The sequence below is a fragment of the Aquibacillus rhizosphaerae genome, assembly GCF_030282825.1.
Classification (GTDB): domain Bacteria; phylum Bacillota; class Bacilli; order Bacillales; family Amphibacillaceae; genus Aquibacillus_C; species Aquibacillus_C rhizosphaerae.
The window spans coordinates 460,914-477,363 of sequence record NZ_JASTZU010000063.1 but is presented as its reverse complement, the minus strand read 5'-3'; the positions used below and the strand labels follow the sequence as shown (position 1 = coordinate 477,363).

Annotated in this window: 13 protein-coding genes and 1 pseudogene; 6 read left to right on the top strand and 8 right to left on the bottom strand. The window is 34.6% G+C overall.

The features are described from left to right. The first annotated feature begins 158 nt into the window (after positions 1-158). On the top strand, positions 159-2,408 hold the full coding sequence (locus QQS35_RS22370) for a beta-propeller domain-containing protein (protein WP_285934483.1): 2,250 nt from the start codon (positions 159-161) through the stop codon (positions 2,406-2,408). A gap of 73 nt (positions 2,409-2,481) precedes the next feature. Here the strand turns inward: QQS35_RS22370 and QQS35_RS22365 are convergent, their stop codons facing one another. Continuing rightward, complete coding sequence (locus QQS35_RS22365) at positions 2,482-3,300, bottom strand: YitT family protein (protein ID WP_285934482.1); 819 nt, start codon at positions 3,298-3,300, stop codon at positions 2,482-2,484. Between the two features lie 100 nt (positions 3,301-3,400). Next, positions 3,401-5,296: an LTA synthase family protein gene (locus tag QQS35_RS22360; RefSeq protein ID WP_285934481.1), complete on the bottom strand. Its 1,896-nt coding sequence runs from the start codon at positions 5,294-5,296 to the stop codon at positions 3,401-3,403. A 356-nt stretch (positions 5,297-5,652) separates the two neighbouring features. Here QQS35_RS22360 and QQS35_RS22355 point away from each other — a divergent pair, with 356 nt between their 5' ends. Both QQS35_RS22355 and QQS35_RS22350 read left to right on the top strand, forming a co-directional pair. Beyond that, complete coding sequence (locus QQS35_RS22355) at positions 5,653-6,783, top strand: CAP domain-containing protein (protein ID WP_285934480.1); 1,131 nt, start codon at positions 5,653-5,655, stop codon at positions 6,781-6,783. Between the two features lie 770 nt (positions 6,784-7,553). Next, positions 7,554-7,745 (top strand): hypothetical protein, encoded by a 192-nt coding sequence (locus tag QQS35_RS22350; RefSeq protein WP_285934479.1) that lies wholly within the window; start codon positions 7,554-7,556, stop codon positions 7,743-7,745. A gap of 2 nt (positions 7,746-7,747) precedes the next feature. Here the strand turns inward: QQS35_RS22350 and QQS35_RS22345 are convergent, their stop codons facing one another. Continuing rightward, a complete protein-coding gene (locus QQS35_RS22345; RefSeq protein ID WP_285934478.1) occupies positions 7,748-8,548 on the bottom strand; it encodes a serine/threonine protein kinase in 801 nt (266 codons plus the stop codon). 509 nt (positions 8,549-9,057) lie between these two features. Between QQS35_RS22345 and QQS35_RS22340 the strand changes: the two genes are divergently transcribed. Continuing rightward, positions 9,058-9,417: a SpoIIAA family protein gene (locus tag QQS35_RS22340; protein ID WP_285934477.1), complete on the top strand. Its 360-nt coding sequence runs from the start codon at positions 9,058-9,060 to the stop codon at positions 9,415-9,417. A gap of 206 nt (positions 9,418-9,623) precedes the next feature. On the opposite strand, the gene QQS35_RS22335 is transcribed toward QQS35_RS22340, so the two are convergent. From QQS35_RS22335 to QQS35_RS22325, 3 genes are all read right to left on the bottom strand, one after another. Next, complete coding sequence (locus tag QQS35_RS22335) at positions 9,624-10,538, bottom strand: DMT family transporter (RefSeq protein ID WP_285934476.1); 915 nt, start codon at positions 10,536-10,538, stop codon at positions 9,624-9,626. Positions 10,539-11,234: 696 nt separating this feature from the next. Further along, positions 11,235-11,978 carry an SDR family oxidoreductase gene (locus tag QQS35_RS22330; protein ID WP_285934475.1) on the bottom strand — a complete coding sequence of 248 codons (744 nt, stop codon included), beginning with the start codon at positions 11,976-11,978 and terminating at the stop codon, positions 11,235-11,237. A 137-nt stretch (positions 11,979-12,115) separates the two neighbouring features. Then, positions 12,116-12,475, bottom strand: a complete 360-nt coding sequence (locus QQS35_RS22325) for a DUF488 domain-containing protein (RefSeq protein WP_285934474.1) — start codon at positions 12,473-12,475, stop codon at positions 12,116-12,118. Positions 12,476-12,676: 201 nt separating this feature from the next. Between QQS35_RS22325 and QQS35_RS22995 the strand changes: the two are divergent. Continuing rightward, a pseudogene (locus QQS35_RS22995) lies at positions 12,677-12,848 on the top strand (nitronate monooxygenase); the annotation flags it as partial. Between the two features lie 297 nt (positions 12,849-13,145). Here the strand turns inward: QQS35_RS22995 and QQS35_RS22320 are convergent. Both QQS35_RS22320 and QQS35_RS22315 read right to left on the bottom strand, forming a co-directional pair. Continuing rightward, a complete protein-coding gene (locus QQS35_RS22320; protein ID WP_285934473.1) occupies positions 13,146-13,985 on the bottom strand; it encodes a mechanosensitive ion channel family protein in 840 nt (279 codons plus the stop codon). 262 nt (positions 13,986-14,247) lie between these two features. Further along, a complete protein-coding gene (locus tag QQS35_RS22315) occupies positions 14,248-15,249 on the bottom strand; it encodes an LLM class flavin-dependent oxidoreductase (RefSeq protein WP_285934472.1) in 1,002 nt (333 codons plus the stop codon). Between the two features lie 254 nt (positions 15,250-15,503). Between QQS35_RS22315 and QQS35_RS22310 the strand changes: the two genes are divergently transcribed. Further along, a complete protein-coding gene (locus tag QQS35_RS22310; protein ID WP_285934471.1) occupies positions 15,504-16,433 on the top strand; it encodes a prenyltransferase in 930 nt (309 codons plus the stop codon). The last annotated feature ends 17 nt before the right edge of the window (positions 16,434-16,450 follow it).

The window sequence follows — 16,450 nt, the reverse complement described above, 5'->3', positions numbered from 1 at the left end:
AAGTTGTACTTCTGACCAAATTATCAGACGAACTTTTTCAAATACACAAAAAATAATTCGGAAAGAAGAAACCTTGTCCCATGTAACCATTTTCTTTATGAAACGTCAAAGTAATTATAAAGGATAATATATCCTATACTAAACGAGGTGAGTTCATTGTGAATAAGAAATCTTTTTTTTTAATGTGTGTCATTGGTATATGTGCGATTGGGGTTCTTATGTATAGTTTTCTTTCAAATAATGTAACTGCTATGATTCCTTCTGCTTCAAGCTATGCATCGACATTTAAAGATTGGTCCGTCCATTTCTCAGATGAAATGAATCCCGACACATTTACAAATGAAACAGTAACCGTTTTTGATAATAACAACGATAAAGTATCCGTAACTATAGAATGGAATGATGATTATACCATATTGACTTTATTATCTCCGGAAGATGGATATAATATGGATGAAAATTATCTGATAACCATTTCTGATAATATAGAAACCGCTCAAGGTGACCACTTAACTAAGTCCCTTACACATGCTTTCCAAGCAGTAAAAGAATTACCTAACATTAAAAACAATGAACAATTAGTCACGCTATTAAATGAACGGATAGAAAAAACAATCCAGGGCAATGAGGGATTTTCCTTTCAGGACGAAACAACTGAGAGCTCCGATTCTGCAGCAGATACAGCTACTAGTTCTGGTGCCGGTAATGATGCTCCAACTTCTGAAACTAATGTCCAGGTCGAAGGAATCGATGAAGGTGACATCGTAAAATCCGATGGTGACTATCTTTATTTTGCAAGGGAAAATGACATCGTTATTGCATCGACAAATGGAACCAGCAGCAACGTTATTAGCAGAATTCAAGAAAAAGAATTTCATGCACAAGAATTACTTTTACACAACGACCTCTTAATCAGTATTGGCTACACATATGAAAGTATTCGAAGTGATATAAAAAATGAACTTTCTGAGCAGTCACCCAACGAAGATATTGCTTATCCACCAGTCTATTCGACTCAAACGAGTGTATTTATCTATGATATTTCTAACAAAGAAGATCCTAAACAAATTAGAGAATTTACCATAGAAGGCGACCTGACTGCTTCTCGAAAAATGAACGGCTTTTTATATGTAGTTGGAAATAACCATCCTCCGTATCACTTGATGCGGAATGAGGGAGAAAATATTGATGAGCAGGCTATTGAATTTCGTCCCTTTGTGAAAGATACAGCAGTAAGTGATGAGGGCAAGCCAATCAATTATGAGGATTTGTATTTCTTCCCAGAAAGTGACGAAGAAAGTTTTATGTTGCTAAGCACAATCGATTTGAATGACATGGAACAAGAAGCAAATGTTGAAACCTATTTGGGCGCTTCCAATCAAATATACATGTCAGAAAACCACTTATACACAGCAGTGAATAAGTATCATCCTAGTGAATCAACCAGTAAAAAAACTACTACTGACATCATGATGCCTCAATCTGCCGACACGGAAATAATTCAATTTAACATTGATGGTGGAAAAATGACCTACAACGCTTCTACTATCGTTAATGGGACATTGATTAACCAATTTGCTATGGACGAACGAAATGGAACCTTCCGCGTCGCCACTACTAAAGGGGATATGTGGCAAGATAATCAACCATCCACTAATAACTTGTACACCTTTGATACTGATTTAAACTCTTTAGGTGAAATCGAAGGCCTAGCTAAAGGAGAACAAATTTACAGTGTCAGGTTTATGGAGAACGTGGCATACATGGTCACATTCAAACAGGTCGATCCTTTATTTGTTATTAATCTAGAGGACGCAGAAAATCCAGAAGTGTTAGGGGAATTAAAGATTCCAGGCTTTAGTAATTATCTACATCCACTCGATGACAACCATGTGATTGGATTCGGCCAACATACTAAATTAGAAGATGTCAAAGGAAGTAGTGAGCCTCGTGTTCGACAAGTTGGTCTTAAAATATCTGTCTTTGATGTAAGTGACCCTAGAAATCCGAAAGAAAAATTTAGTGAAATACTCGGTCAAGGTGGATCCTACTCAGAGATCAACTATAATCATAAATCATTATATAAACATCCGGAGAAAAACCTCTTTGGTTTTCCAGCTCAAATATATGAAACAAAAACTGTACATAAAGGAGATGCGATTTATGAAGAACAAACCTACGTTTATGAAGGAGCTTTTTTATACGAAATCTCACCTGATGCAGGGATTGAGTTAAAAGATACGATCACACACCAAGACCAAGCACAAGACATTGAATATCCTGAATGGGAATCGCAAATCATGCGCATGGTTTCCGTAGGTGATCTCCTCTATACCCTTTCATTTGATCAAATGAATGTCTATGACATAAATGATGAGCGTATCACTCAAACAATTAAATTACCGTAGGGTTTAAAGACAGGTTGCGTCCCTATTTGGCATTAGGTGGGTCTGCTAAGATTGGGAATAGGAACCTGTCTATCTATTCCCTTCTAAAATTCCCAATTACTTCAACTGTTTCACTAACGCTAACAAATGCTGTTTGGTCTACACGTTTAATAAGCGACTTAACAATCGCTAATTCATAACGAGATATAACCGTATATAAAACTTTTCGCTCCGCATTTGAATATCCACCTTGGCCATCCATGACGGTGATACCACGGATCAAATTGTTAATTAACTCGTTTTTAAGCTCCTCACCTTGATTGGTTACAACCATTAAGTTCAGTTTTATATGACGAGTATGAACACGGTCCACAACAATCCCAGAAATATAAATGGAAGCCATTGTGTACAATGCTAAATCCCAAGAAAAGATAAATCCAGAAATAAACACAACAACACTATTTAAACAGAAAACTAATCCACCTAAAGGAATATCACGCTTCTGAGTAAGAAGAAGTCCAACGACATCAAAACCTCCAGTTGACCCATAAAAACGAATAATAACCCCTATAGCCGCACCTGAAATAACTCCTCCAAATACAGCAGATAACAACGGGTCATCCGTTACTGCAACGACTGGAATATATTGCATGGAAATAGATGTAATCACAACAGCAAAAATGCTGTTCCCAATGAATTCTTTTCCTAACTTCATCCATCCGATAATTAAAATAGGAATATTTAAAAGAAAAAACCAAATTCCACTGTTCACTGGCGAAAGTAGTCCAAAAATCATCGCAAGACCTGTCACCCCACCTGATAAAACTTCGTGGGGAAGAAGGAATATATTAAAAGCAAATCCTAAGGCTAAAGAACCTACTAATATAACAATAAGACTATATAAACGCCTCATGGACTTAACACTCCAATTCATAGAATAATAGAAATACCCAATGAATTTTAAGCTCCACAAAAGTAAAAGTCAAGAGTGAAATTACAGATGATTTTTCTAGTTATTTTTCATCAAAATCATAAAACCTGAACAAGTCTCCATAGACAATTTTGTCAGAATAAGATAATTCTTTTTCCGCATTTTCTTTTATCGGTTCACATGGATTATCTCCTGCTTTAGGAGATTGTAAGGCATTACCATCAATCGCTAAGACTTCACCTGTCAACCTGTCATAACATTGATTTTTTGTATAGATATAATTTTCACTTATAAAGCTCCCATTTCTTAGAGCAATAAAATTATCTTTACTTGTATCAGTGAATATGTCTGTACCAAAGACAATATCTTTATCATTTTTCACACCAAGGAGGTTAAGTAATGTTGGTTTCACATCAATTTGACCACTCACTTTTGATATTGTTTCACCTGAATGTCCAGGTATATGAATAAGAAATGGTACACGTTGTAATTGCACTTGATCGTATGGTGTGATTTCCTCTTTGTCTAGAAATTCACTCATTGCATTATTATGAAAATCACTTATCCCGTAGTGATCACCCATAATTAGAATAATAGAATCTTCATAAAGACCTGATTCTTTTAATTGTTCAAAAAATAACGCTAATGCTTCATCTGTATAGCGAACCGTTGGAAAATACTGATTCAAAGTCTTTGAATTTGAATCATAAGGTTCAATGGAAGCATCGTCCTCTCCTAAATTAAATGGATAGTGATTCGTTAAGGTAATAAAACGGGAGTAAAAAGGTTGTGGAATAGACTGTAAATATTTAAGCGACTGTTCAAAAAAAGGTTTGTCTTTTAAGCCCCATCCTACTGAATTATCATCGTTGATTTCATATGCCTCTTCTTCATAAAAATGATCATAACCATTATTCTCATACATGACATCCCGATTCCAAAAACTTTTATTATTGGCATGGAAAACTGTAGAATAATAGCCTTGCCCCTTTAATAATTCTGGCAAAGGATTATATTCATTTTGGCTATGGGTAAAATAAACAGCTCCCCTAGGTAACGGGTATAAAGAATTATCTACTAAAAATTCATGATCTGAGGTTTTTCCTTGTTCTGTCTGATGATAGAAGTTTTCAAAGTAATAACTCTCTTCTATAAGTTCATTTAAAAATGGTGTAATCTCTTCTCCATTGACAGTATTGTTAATCACAAAGCTTTGAACAGACTCTAACGACACGATAATAACATTTTTATCCTCAGCAACACCAAATAAGTCTGACACTTCTTTACTTGATTGATGATTTTTAACATACTCCCTTATCTCTGTCATTTCCGTTCCATCGGCAAACACACGTTGTACTTTTGTTTTAGATTGCAACACTAAATCATAAATATGAAAGTTAAAAATGCCTAAATTTTTAACTAGATATTCTCTATCAAAAGCTCTTTGCAACAATTGTGGACGTTCAATTTCCGCTAAAACAAAGTTCACAAATAACGTAGACGTTACTGCTATTATCGCTAACTTCTTTGACTTTTTCTTATAGCTTTCTTTAACCGGAAAATAATGCTTCTTACTTAAATACCAAATAATTAATACATCTGTAAATAAGAAAATATCGGGAAGGTACATTAGGGCCAGTATACTTGAACCTAAATCCGCTGCATTACTACCTTGAAATAAAACTGGTAAAGTTAAAAAGTCAGTAAAATTACGATAGAAAATCAAATTAAAATACAATATAAGTGATCCAAGCAGAGCAGAATAACGAAGATATCTCATTTGCCACTTTTCTTTGAGCCAAACACTCACAGCAAATACAAGTAATGCAGAGGCAACGGGGTTGATAATTAAAATGATTTCCTGCAAAAAATTTTCTATAGAAATATTAAATAAAAAACGATAGGCAATATACGTCTTCAAACCAAATAAAATACTCGAAACAATATATAAAGGTAATTTATTTTTATTAAGTTGCATAAGGCGCCCTCCACGTGTACTCCATTACACCTATTTTTTTATATCTACCCAATAAAATCTACAACCAAACCGCAATAAATAAAATGTCTATAAAATGAAATATAATATACTTATTTGTAATATTAAAGCATATCAAGTAGATTTATGGATAAAAAGATATATTAGTTATTCTATTCAACTAACCATTACAATTTCCTGCTTTTTCAACATATTAAAAATATCGAATTATCATCTGCCATATTATTGATATAAAATTAAAAGAGCAAGAGAACTGTCCCTTCGTCCCCGCTATTGTTTATATATATAAAACTTGCTACAATAATAACTTACTTATTAGTATGAATGAGGTGTCTAATTTGCCAAAAGTACGGAGTATCATCTTTTTAATACTTATTGTAGGTGCTCTTTGGCATTTTTATGGAGAAACCTTCAACCAATCTGGTTTTCAAGGCGTTTATGAAGATATGCGCTCAGATGTTATTGAAATAAAAGAGAATCCAAAAGTGATTCAAACAGTAGAATTTATAAATAATGAAATTCAACTTTTATTGAATAAATTGAAAGATAACGTAGATGAAACTAAAGAACCTAGCCAGCCTACACCTGATAAACCTGAACTTGATGGACCATCTAAACAGTCGTTTTCTGTTCATAATATCGAGCTTGGTGACGACCGTTCTAAAGTAGAACAACAAGCTGGCCAACCCAAACGTACTTCATTAAATGAATACGGGGTCAATTGGGTTGCTTACCATGAAAATTATCATAACTTTTTCATGACCGCTTATAATGATGACAATGAAGTGATCGGACTTTATACGAATCAAGACTTACTAACATCAACACAAGGGATTACCTTCAACAGTACGAGAGATTCAGTTCTTTCCATGTTAAATGAGCCACTTAAAAGTATTCGAAAAGGGTTTGTCAATTATCAGATTGAAAACAATCAAGAATATAACACGTTCCATATCGATAACAATTATGTAACTGTTTTTTTCGATAAGCATGAAAATTTGACAGTAACAGCGATTCAAATTATTAGTGAAGAACTCGAACAACAAAAAGAAGCGTATTTTGCGGAGGCAAATGAGGAATTAAAAGCTGGATTCGAATATCAACTATTCGACCTTACCAATGCCGCAAGGGTAAACCACAACCTTTCCGTTTTGAGTTGGGATGAGTCAGTAAGAATAACTGCTCGCGACCATAGTAAAGATATGGCTGACAACAACTATTTTGGCCATACAAACCTTGAGGGGCAATCACCTTTTGATCGAATGACAGAAGATAATATTACGTATAGAATGGCTGGTGAGAACCTCGCAGCAGGTCAACCAAGTAGTATCTTCGCCCACGAAGGTTTAATGAACTCGATTGGACATCGCGAAAATAAATTACATTCAGATTTTGAAGCACTCGCTGTCGGTGTTGCTTTTAATGAAGAATCACAACCATATTACACGGAGAATTATTTAACAAAATAGTTAAGCTAAAACCCAGATAATGAGTACCGATACAATGGCACTCATTATCTGGGTTTTCTATCTATTGGTGTACAGTTATTTAAATAAACCGCATTAATTTTCGGAAAAAGAAACTTAAAAACCATGTTAAGTTTCCTTACATGATTGTTTTAATAATTCAAGTACCATGCTATCCTTGCATTAGTTTAAATATTCAGACACTTAGGAGGAACTAACCATGAACGAAACAAAGAATATTAATCTTTTTTCATTTTCATTCTTAGTACTTGCCGTAAGAATGGCTTTTGCAAAATAAAGTCAGTTTTAAGAACTATGTTATAAAGAAGCCATTAATGAGATATATAGAAACTTATTATAACAATCCCCTCTAAAACTACGAGGGGATTGTTTTTTAGTTACATGAGAGCAAATCTCTCTATTATGTAAGGGATTATTTAAATTGTTTCTACAAGACGTAATTACCTTCAAAAATCGCTTGTTTATTAACCCCTCTGAATGATGAATTTCATGATTACTTTTCTTCTTGCTTAATCTAAATGGGAAATGTTTTAAAAAAATTACCACAGGGAATATTTTTAAAACATGTGGTAATAAACAGAACTAGTAGTATGTTGAGGTTATCTTCACTTGAAAATCCAACAGAAAATTCGCTGATTAATTTTAATGTAATAATTAATATTTGTATTACACTCAACAAAAAAGATTGAACTTTTTGAAACATTATGATTAACATATTCGTATTCATATTTACATGGAAAGGAGTCTTTTGAATGTTTGATAAATTTCTAAAAAAAATAAAACAATATAGTGGTAGTAGTAGCAAAAAAAAGCACCGCAGGTATAAGCATAGCTCAAGCGGCCGTAAATCTAGACGTTTCAGTAGTAGTGGTCACCATAGACATTCGCCATTCCAAGGAAGTCATCGTTATAAAAGAAAAGGGTACGGGAGCAGCAGTAGTTAAGTCTAATCTTTTAAACAAACTATTGCACGATTGACATCATTTATAGCTGCTAACGTATGTGTATAAGGTTCTCTAATGTTTAATAACCTTTTTAAAAAATAAGTCGTTTGTGGATGAAGTGTTAATTCTTCCGTCCAAGAACGACCTTTTTTTACGTTCGTACCGTAATTAGAGTAGAGCAAGAACAACAATAAGTCACCAATATCAAAGTAGTCTTCTCTAAGCAAATCAATCTTTTCCTTCTGGTCTCTCTTACTTGTTTCTGTTGGATTTTCGAACAATTCAGCCAACCCAAAGTCTATAATATAAGGTTTATCATTTTGAAGAATCACATTCGGTATTCTTATATCTCCATGGATAATCCCCATTGAGTGTACATAAGCAACAATATTCAGTAAATCTCTAACTAAAACTAACGATCCTCTTTCAGTAAAACTGAACTTATCTGCAAATAAAACATCTTCTAAATTTCGTCCTTTTATGTACTCCATAGAGAAAAAATAATTTTTTTCAAATATAAACTGTTCAAAAAATGTTGGAATATTTGGATGGTTTAGGTGTTCTAGTATTTGCGTTTCATGGTTGTATTGCTCACGTATTACTTTCTGCTTTTTGCTTTTCGTCATTTGCTTTATGACACACAACTGTTGCCTTTCTAAATTTATACACAAATAGGTCATCCCATAACTACCCATTCCTAACGCTGACTTAACTAAATATTTTCCAGCTAACAAATCCCCTTGCTTGTAACGCCGGTCTGTAAGTAACCTATATCCCCGCTTCAGCCTTTTATAAGCTTTCACAATCTTTTCACCACTTTTTCAATTGCAGTTTTCATACTATTATACTTTACTCGTGACTTATGAACAGGCCCATTCCCCTTTATTTTCTATTTTTAGTTACAATAATTTCATTAACCATATCATACATGATCTCAACACCTATACTTGAAGCCTGAAAACTATAGGCATGATCGTTATTAATTCCTAGGTTGTCAGCTTCTTGAGCAGTATCGATATTTGCTCCTAGAAATATAAATCGTCAATTGCTTTTCTTGGTCAAAATTTATGATTAAGCTGATAACACTTGTGACTTCAGTCATGAGAGGTTCAAAAGCTCCTTTACTTTACCATAGGTAAACTCCAGGCTTGCATTTTCCTTTCCATCCATCGTAATGACAAAGATGACTGTCTCAGGTCGTTGTCCATCGCCAAAGCTCTGGTAGGGGGGACTTAAAGGCAGATTCGGTGTCCCACAGATGTGTTTATTAAATCTTACAGACGGGTATTGTATTTTAAGGGAGGAATTCATTTTGATTACTCTAAGAACAAATAATCTAGAATCCGTAGTTGAAGTTCATGTTGAGGGTAAGATTACCGAGACAGACATGATTGAATTCAAAGAATATTTTAAACTTAAAAATGCTGCGGACGGAAAAGTTAACCTATTATTAATGATTAAAGATCTTAAAGGTTATTCTGTCCAAAGTTTAATAGAAGACTTAAAGTTTGATGCCAAGCATTGGAATGATGTGAACAAGCTTGCTGTCATCAGTGACAAAAAATGGATGGAACTTGTTACAAAAGTAAGTAGTTTTTTACCAAATATGAACGCTAAGCATTTTAATCTCACAGAAAGAGATGACGCAATCGATTGGCTAACAGTTTCTTAAAGCCAGGACAAAGAGGGTTTCTTTGTCCCTTTTCCATTTCTTTTATATCAAGGTTAAGATAATGTTACAGTTTTACTATTTTCCTACTTTTATACTTAGTATATCTACAACAATAGTTATCCCTGTTTCACGATTTTCCGTATAGTTTTTCTACAGGAGAAAACAAAATAGAAAAAACAGCGACAAGGATTTATCCTCATGCTCTCCTAACTTCTTTTTAAATTCACGACAACAATTCCCATTGCAACCATTGCGATAGCGACAAGAATAAATATATTTAAGTTTTCTCCTGGAATAAATAGAGAAGACAGTAAAGTTCCTGCTACGGGAACAATAAATTTATAAATACTTATTTCTCCAGCATGATTATATTTCAATAAAGAATACCAAAGTGCAAAAGCAACTGCAGAAAGCAATGCGGAGTATAATAATAGTACCCAGCCAAACGCTGTAAATACAATTGCACCAGAATCGATTTGCGGCAAACCAACTAAAAGCATAATGATTGCTCCTATACTTAGTTGCCAACCGGTGACAGCAAACGGGTGGATTCCGATTGCTAATTCTTTTGCCATAATCGTTGCGATTGCACTTGTAATTGCAGCAAAGATCATAAATCCTTCTCCGTCCCATGTAAAACTAAGTTGAAGCTCTTGCCCCCAGTTTGCAACTGCAATTCCAGTAAACCCTGCAATCATTCCAATTGTTTTTTTCCAATTCAAACGGTCATTTTTATAATAATAATGTGCGAGAATAACGGTGAAGAATGTACCACTAGATGAAAGAATCGCCCCTTGCATCCCTGATACTTTTGCTAAGCCATTATAAAAGAAAAAATATTGCAAAGCCGTCTGTACAATCCCTAGAATTATTAAAACCATAAATTGTCTACGTGTAACTAAGATTTTTTTCGGATTAGAAAATAACAAAAATATCAAGACAATTAAACCTGCAAGTAAAAAACGCACACCTGCAAACACTATCTTTGCAATCACGTCATCTGGAGCCATTTGTAGCTCCTCATAACTTACTTTAAGTACTGGGAAGGCACTCCCCCATAAAATTGAACAAAGTACTGCAACCCCAATAACCGACCATTTTTTCTCAAACAAACCTTTCAATGATGTCATCTCCAAATCTATGTAATCGTAAAATACTGTTCGTGAACATACTGGATATTGTACTAATATTTATACCTTTTCACTACTTTTTTGACTATAGATTCACAACTGTTGACACCATCTACTTTAAAAGATGAATATTCAAGATCAAATCTAGTTTTAACTACTTCTGAAATTTTGAGAAAAATCCATTTAGACTCATCAAAATTAGACTCATCAAAAAAAATTCTTGTTATTTTCATCATTATTGTAGAAAGTTTTTTTACTTAGAGAACTAGGAACACGTTCTTATTAAACTTAAGAGGGAATTAAATGGGGTTAAATATTTTCGTACATTATTTTCTAGGTTTTATGGGAATTTTTTGATTAGTTGTATCCCCCTTTTTTAGCAATACTTTTGAGCTTCATATTATCGAACAGTTTCAAATATACGAGTTATAGTTGCACGTTTGAGATATTTATTGAGGAATCAATCATTCTAGGTCCAGATATGCCGACCATTCGCATCATTATCTACTTAGATGCTGGTTCCCTATTTTAATCATGTACTTTTCTCTATTTTTTTCAGTTCAGACAATTACTAAAAGCATTATAGAAGAACAACAGTGAAAAGTAGGCGGGGCATAGGGGTCGTTTTTTGTACAACTAAACGGATGAATTTGAAATTAAAAGGGACAAGGCTGCCCCATGTCCCTTTTAATTCCCCTGTACCGTTGGGCGCACAACCATTTCATTAATTCCGACTTCTTCTGGTTGTTCAATTGCAAAGCGAATCGTACGCGCAATATGTTCAGGTTCTATTGCCATTTTCTTAATTTCTCCAGTAGCTGCTCTAATATCTTCATCAGTAATATGATCCGTTAACTCTGTTTCAATCGCACCCGGTGAGATAATGGTTGCCCTTATATTGCTACTTGCAGACTCTTCTTTACGTAATCCTTCTGTAATGGCACGAACAGCAAATTTTGTTCCACTATAAACAGCACTTCCTGGTCCGACAGAATGACCCGCAACAGAAGATATGTTAACAACATGCCCTTCTTTCTGCTCACGCATATATGGTAATACGGCGCCTATCCCATTTAGCACTCCTTTAATATTCACATCAATCATTGTATTCCATTCATTTATTTTCCTTTTGTTTAGAAAAGATAATGGCATAAGCCCCGCATTATTTACAATCACATCTACCTTCCCAAATTTTTCATGTGCTGTTTGAGCTAGTGATTCCATTTCATCAAAAGAAGTAACATCCGTCACTTTATAAGTCGCTGTATTTCCTTTATCTTCAATTACTTTCTGTATTTCCTTTAGTCTGTTTTCCCTTCTAGCTGCGAGGACAACCTTTGCTCCATTTTGTGCAAGTTCCTTTGCTGTTTCCTCCCCTATTCCACTTGAAGCTCCAGTTATAATAACTACCTTATCTTTAATATTTAACATAATACTATCATCCTTTTGAAAAATTTGTAGATTCTTTGATACTAATGACTGTTTTCCCAACATACATGAGATTAAACGTAACTCGACTTGGGTGTCCCTTATAAGGCTTAATTGTAATAGAAAAGGTAACCATTTCCTTATTGATGGTCTAGTATTTCTTTAATAACTTTTGCCTGATTATACTTTTCATCTTTTGCTGCAAACAATAGTGTTATATTTTTATTATGCTTTTTAGTGATTCCCTTTAGCTTTTCAAGCTGTTCTTGTTGCTCTCCATCTTGAAATTCATCTTTATATTTATTTTTAAATTCATTATATTTATCCGGGTCATGCCCAAACCATTTTCGTAAATCATTCGATGGACCAATTTCCTTCATCCAATAATCGATTTGTGCATCTTCTTTTGATATACCTCTTGGCCAAATTCGATCCACTAAAACACGGACCCCATCTTCCTTGTTAGCTTTCTCGTAGATTCTTTTTAATTGAACAGGCATTCTCGATTTCCTCCTTTTAAAAATCTATTAAACCATACCCGCGATTTAACTAGATAAACTAATTTGAAACGGTTATTAAAATCTACTATCTTCTTCTCAATAGTTTGTACTATCCTTTTGAAAATTCGTTCCATATTCGTGCCATTTCTTATGTAATTTTTTTAGAAACGTGACGATCTTCACTCCCTAATATTTTATAAAGCTATGACTGATTTCACAGAGAAGACGAAAACTGAAATGAAGGAAAAAGTAGACGACTTCATTATTTCAGGTACTGACATTTCTAGAGATATGGACAACATGGACTAAAGATATAGAATCCCTGTCATTTCAATTGTCTCATCGTTGATTAGCAAAACTTTCTGAATGTCTATGTGAAAATACTAGAAGTTTCAATGAAGTAGGATAGTCAGACTTCTTTAGAAAAGGTTACCTTTACTTTTTTGAATACCTCAACTTTTTTACAATAGATGGTCTGCTTTACATCTATAAATAATTACGATGACTCGTTTTCACTAGAAGTTGTCCGATAAAGCTTTCATTCTGTGAGATTTCTCTCAGAAATAGTTTCCAGAAATTCTCCTTGCATATCATTACTTACCTTTAGTACTAATAGCAGATAACTACCGACATAATACTTCCAATACCACATTTTCTTGTAGTAAGGCTTCTAATCCATTCCTTTTATTAACGCACTTGCCATCTGAACTTTGTTTTCGTACATTGTTTCTGCTAATATCCTTCTAGTTTCTTTTGAAGCAAAGAAATAAGAGGCATCATTACAAAGCCCTGTGACTGTGTATTGATAACCTATATTCTTATCGTTTAAAGCGTATACTCCATAAACATGAAACGGCTCTATGTGATTACCATCTTTATCTTCTTTCAAAGTATTTCCCAAATCACGATTAAGACGGTTACAGGCCTGTTCAAGCATGCTAAATACCCTTTGTGGATCCTCATAAAAACTGATAGTAAGGTGTTCGATCACACGCATTTTTTCTTTATTATAATTTTGCATTGTGTGAACCTGACTATTTCTTATCATCAGTAACTTTCCAGACCATTGGCGTATTTGTAAAGAACGAAACCCTATATCTTCTACAGAACCTTCAAAAGTCTGATTGATTCTAATCCAATCTCCTTTATTAAATTGATTTTCATATAGGAATAAAACCCCTGCTAGAAGATCTTTAATTAAATTTCTTGCACTAAAGCTAACAATGATACCAACTATACCTGCACCAGCTAAGATACTGCCAAACTCCACGTCAAAAATAGACAATAGATAAATAATGAAACCTAAGGTAACCGTATATTTTATAACTGAATGAAACATAGATTGGACTGTGCGTTCATCTCGTTTATCAAATAAATCAGTCCGTTTAAAAATAAATTTAGCAACACTACGAAGTACCCGAGTAAGTAGAAAACTTAGAATTAACCCCGCTATAACTTTTGTGAATGGGTTGTTTAAAACTACAGGTAAACTTATTAAAGCCAACTCCATCTTCAACACCCCAAACAAAATTAGATAAGGTAGTATATACACTTAACAAATCTCTTGTTACAGGGGACGGGTCTCTTGTATCACTTTGAAAATGGATAAGAAGAATTGCCAATTAAATTTGTGCCTGCAGATGAAGCATACACCTCTTGTTTCTACATTTTTTATTTATATCATCCTAATCCACCTGCAGCCTAAATCTATAATTTCCGATATAAAAAAAGCAACCCCTGGAATAAAACCGGGATTGCTTATGTTTTAACTCTTAATTTTCATCTACTACTTCTTTTAAAATCTCATAGGACTGCTTTTGTTTTTCAGGATCGTAAATATAAGATACTGCCATAATTTCGTCGACGTTATATTTTTCCTGAAACCTGGTCAGTTGTTCACGAATCGATGATTTTCCTCCTAAAAGAGTCATACTAGACATCCCTAATGACATCTCTTTCTCACGCTGACTCCAAATCTGATCCATGTTTTCAACTGGTGGCTGCAACGGTGTCTTTGAGCCGCGAACCACATTCAAGAAAAACTGTTGCATCGTAGTTAACTGGAATGCAGCTTCTTCATCCGTATCAGCTGCTATTACATTTAGACATACCATCATATAAGGTGCGTCCAAATATTCAGATGGTTGGAATCGACTGCGGTATATCGATATAGCCTCTTCCATATGTGTCGGTGCAAAGTGCGATGCAAATACATAAGGTAAGCCCAGTTTAGCTGCCAAATGAGCTGAATCCGTCGATGAGCCAAGGATATAAATAGGAATATTCGTGTTAACACCTGGATAAGCTTTTACATAATCCTGATCCTCTTCAGGTCCAAAATACTTCAGCAAAGCAGATACATCGTCTGGAAACGTATAAACACTGTCATTTTGCGATCTTCGTAGTGCACTGGCGGTCACCATATCAGTACCCGGTGCCCGACCTAATCCCAAATCCAAGCGGTTAGGGTAAATCGTTGCCATTGTTCCAAATTGCTCGGCAACTACAAGCGGAGCATGGTTAGGAAGCATAATTCCCCCAGACCCAACTCGAATCTGGTCGGTATGTTCTAATGTATGTTTTATTAACATAGAAGTGGCTGAACTTACTAAGGTTGGTGTATTATGATGCTCAGCAATCCAATATCTTGTATAGCCCATTTTTTCCGTCGCTTGCGCCAAATCCACCATTGCATCAATAGCTCCTTTAGCATCTTGTCCTTCACGAATAGGGGCTAGATTTAACACGGATAAGGGGATTTTTATGTTTGTCATTTAAACTGTCCTTTCTTGTTGGAAATTCCATTTGTCCATTTCATAGTATCAACAAGAACACCAGAAACAAATTTAAATGCTTAGTTTTTTATAAGTGAAATAGAATTTTTTCCTAAGAATACATCTAGTAAACATTACAAGCATGAAAAAAATTGCATTTAAATTTCAAGTAAAACGGGTATAAGTTTAAATTAGGGTTAGGCGCTCTCTTTGGATTGAACTTACAAATCATGAAACAAGTAAGGAGTTTTTTTATGAATGATTCATCCTTTACTAACCATATTAAAGGCGGTTGGCTCCTACTACGCGGAATTGCAGTTATTTCATCTAGTGTCACTACGATTGTATCTACCATGCTTCCAATATATTTATACTACAACGTTCCAAATAATAGGTTGTTTTATATATTTCTCCTGCTGGTTTTTGCTGCATTTTTAATACATGGAGTACTCACGCACGTGTTAAATGATTACATGGACAACAAATCAGGAACAGATCAGCATAGTCCAGCTATTTTATCTGGCGGAAGTCGAGTGATACAAACTGGGCTAATTCCATCTCGTTCCCTTAGACGTGTTGGTATAGCGATGATTTTTCTACTCAGTTCACTTGTAGTAGGACTTGCTCTATTCGCCCATTATAAACTTGCACTCCTATTAACGATTGGATTATGGGGAGCGATTTCCTATTCTCTTCCACCATTACGATTAAGCTACCGCCCTTTTATTGGTGAATGGTTGTCTACTTTTCCATCCGTTTTAGCACTCGGCATAGCGGGTGCTTGGCTAGCCTTTGAGGCTATTCCTGAGTGGGCATTACAAAATGCCATGATCAATGGACTATTTTGTATCGCTTGGGTAATGGTTCACCATATACCTGACCGTGATGCAGATAAACGAGCCTTTCCTTTAAAGAGAACAAGCGTTGTTTGGGCATCTGAAAAATTTGGCATGGGATTCAGTCGATTTCCTGCTTTACTCTACTTTTTCCTGACGGCTTTGTGCGCATTCTGGTTAGGATTTAGTCGACTATGTGCAATGATTGGACTAGCAGCTATCCTTAGTACTGCTATTTTTCTTGTTATAAAAATGGATATAAATAATGATGAACAAGTATCGGCATTCGAGAAAATCATCCTCATTCTTGCAATGGTTAACGGCATTTGGCTTGGTATTTTTATTTAATTAAATGGAGAAATAGG

Excerpts from the sequence above, each read along its gene's own strand:
- QQS35_RS22310 (WP_285934471.1), top strand. The coding sequence starts at position 15,504 with ATGAATGATTCATCCTTTACTAACCATATTAAAGGCGGTTGGCTCCTA.
- QQS35_RS22325 (WP_285934474.1), bottom strand. The coding sequence starts at position 12,475 with ATGCCTGTTCAATTAAAAAGAATCTACGAGAAAGCTAACAAGGAAGAT.
- QQS35_RS22360 (WP_285934481.1), bottom strand. The coding sequence starts at position 5,296 with ATGCAACTTAATAAAAATAAATTACCTTTATATATTGTTTCGAGTATT.
- QQS35_RS22350 (WP_285934479.1), top strand. The coding sequence starts at position 7,554 with ATGTTTGATAAATTTCTAAAAAAAATAAAACAATATAGTGGTAGTAGT.
- QQS35_RS22330 (WP_285934475.1), bottom strand. The coding sequence starts at position 11,978 with ATGTTAAATATTAAAGATAAGGTAGTTATTATAACTGGAGCTTCAAGT.
- QQS35_RS22365 (WP_285934482.1), bottom strand. The coding sequence starts at position 3,300 with ATGAGGCGTTTATATAGTCTTATTGTTATATTAGTAGGTTCTTTAGCC.
- QQS35_RS22315 (WP_285934472.1), bottom strand. The coding sequence starts at position 15,249 with ATGACAAACATAAAAATCCCCTTATCCGTGTTAAATCTAGCCCCTATT.
- QQS35_RS22320 (WP_285934473.1), bottom strand. The coding sequence starts at position 13,985 with ATGGAGTTGGCTTTAATAAGTTTACCTGTAGTTTTAAACAACCCATTC.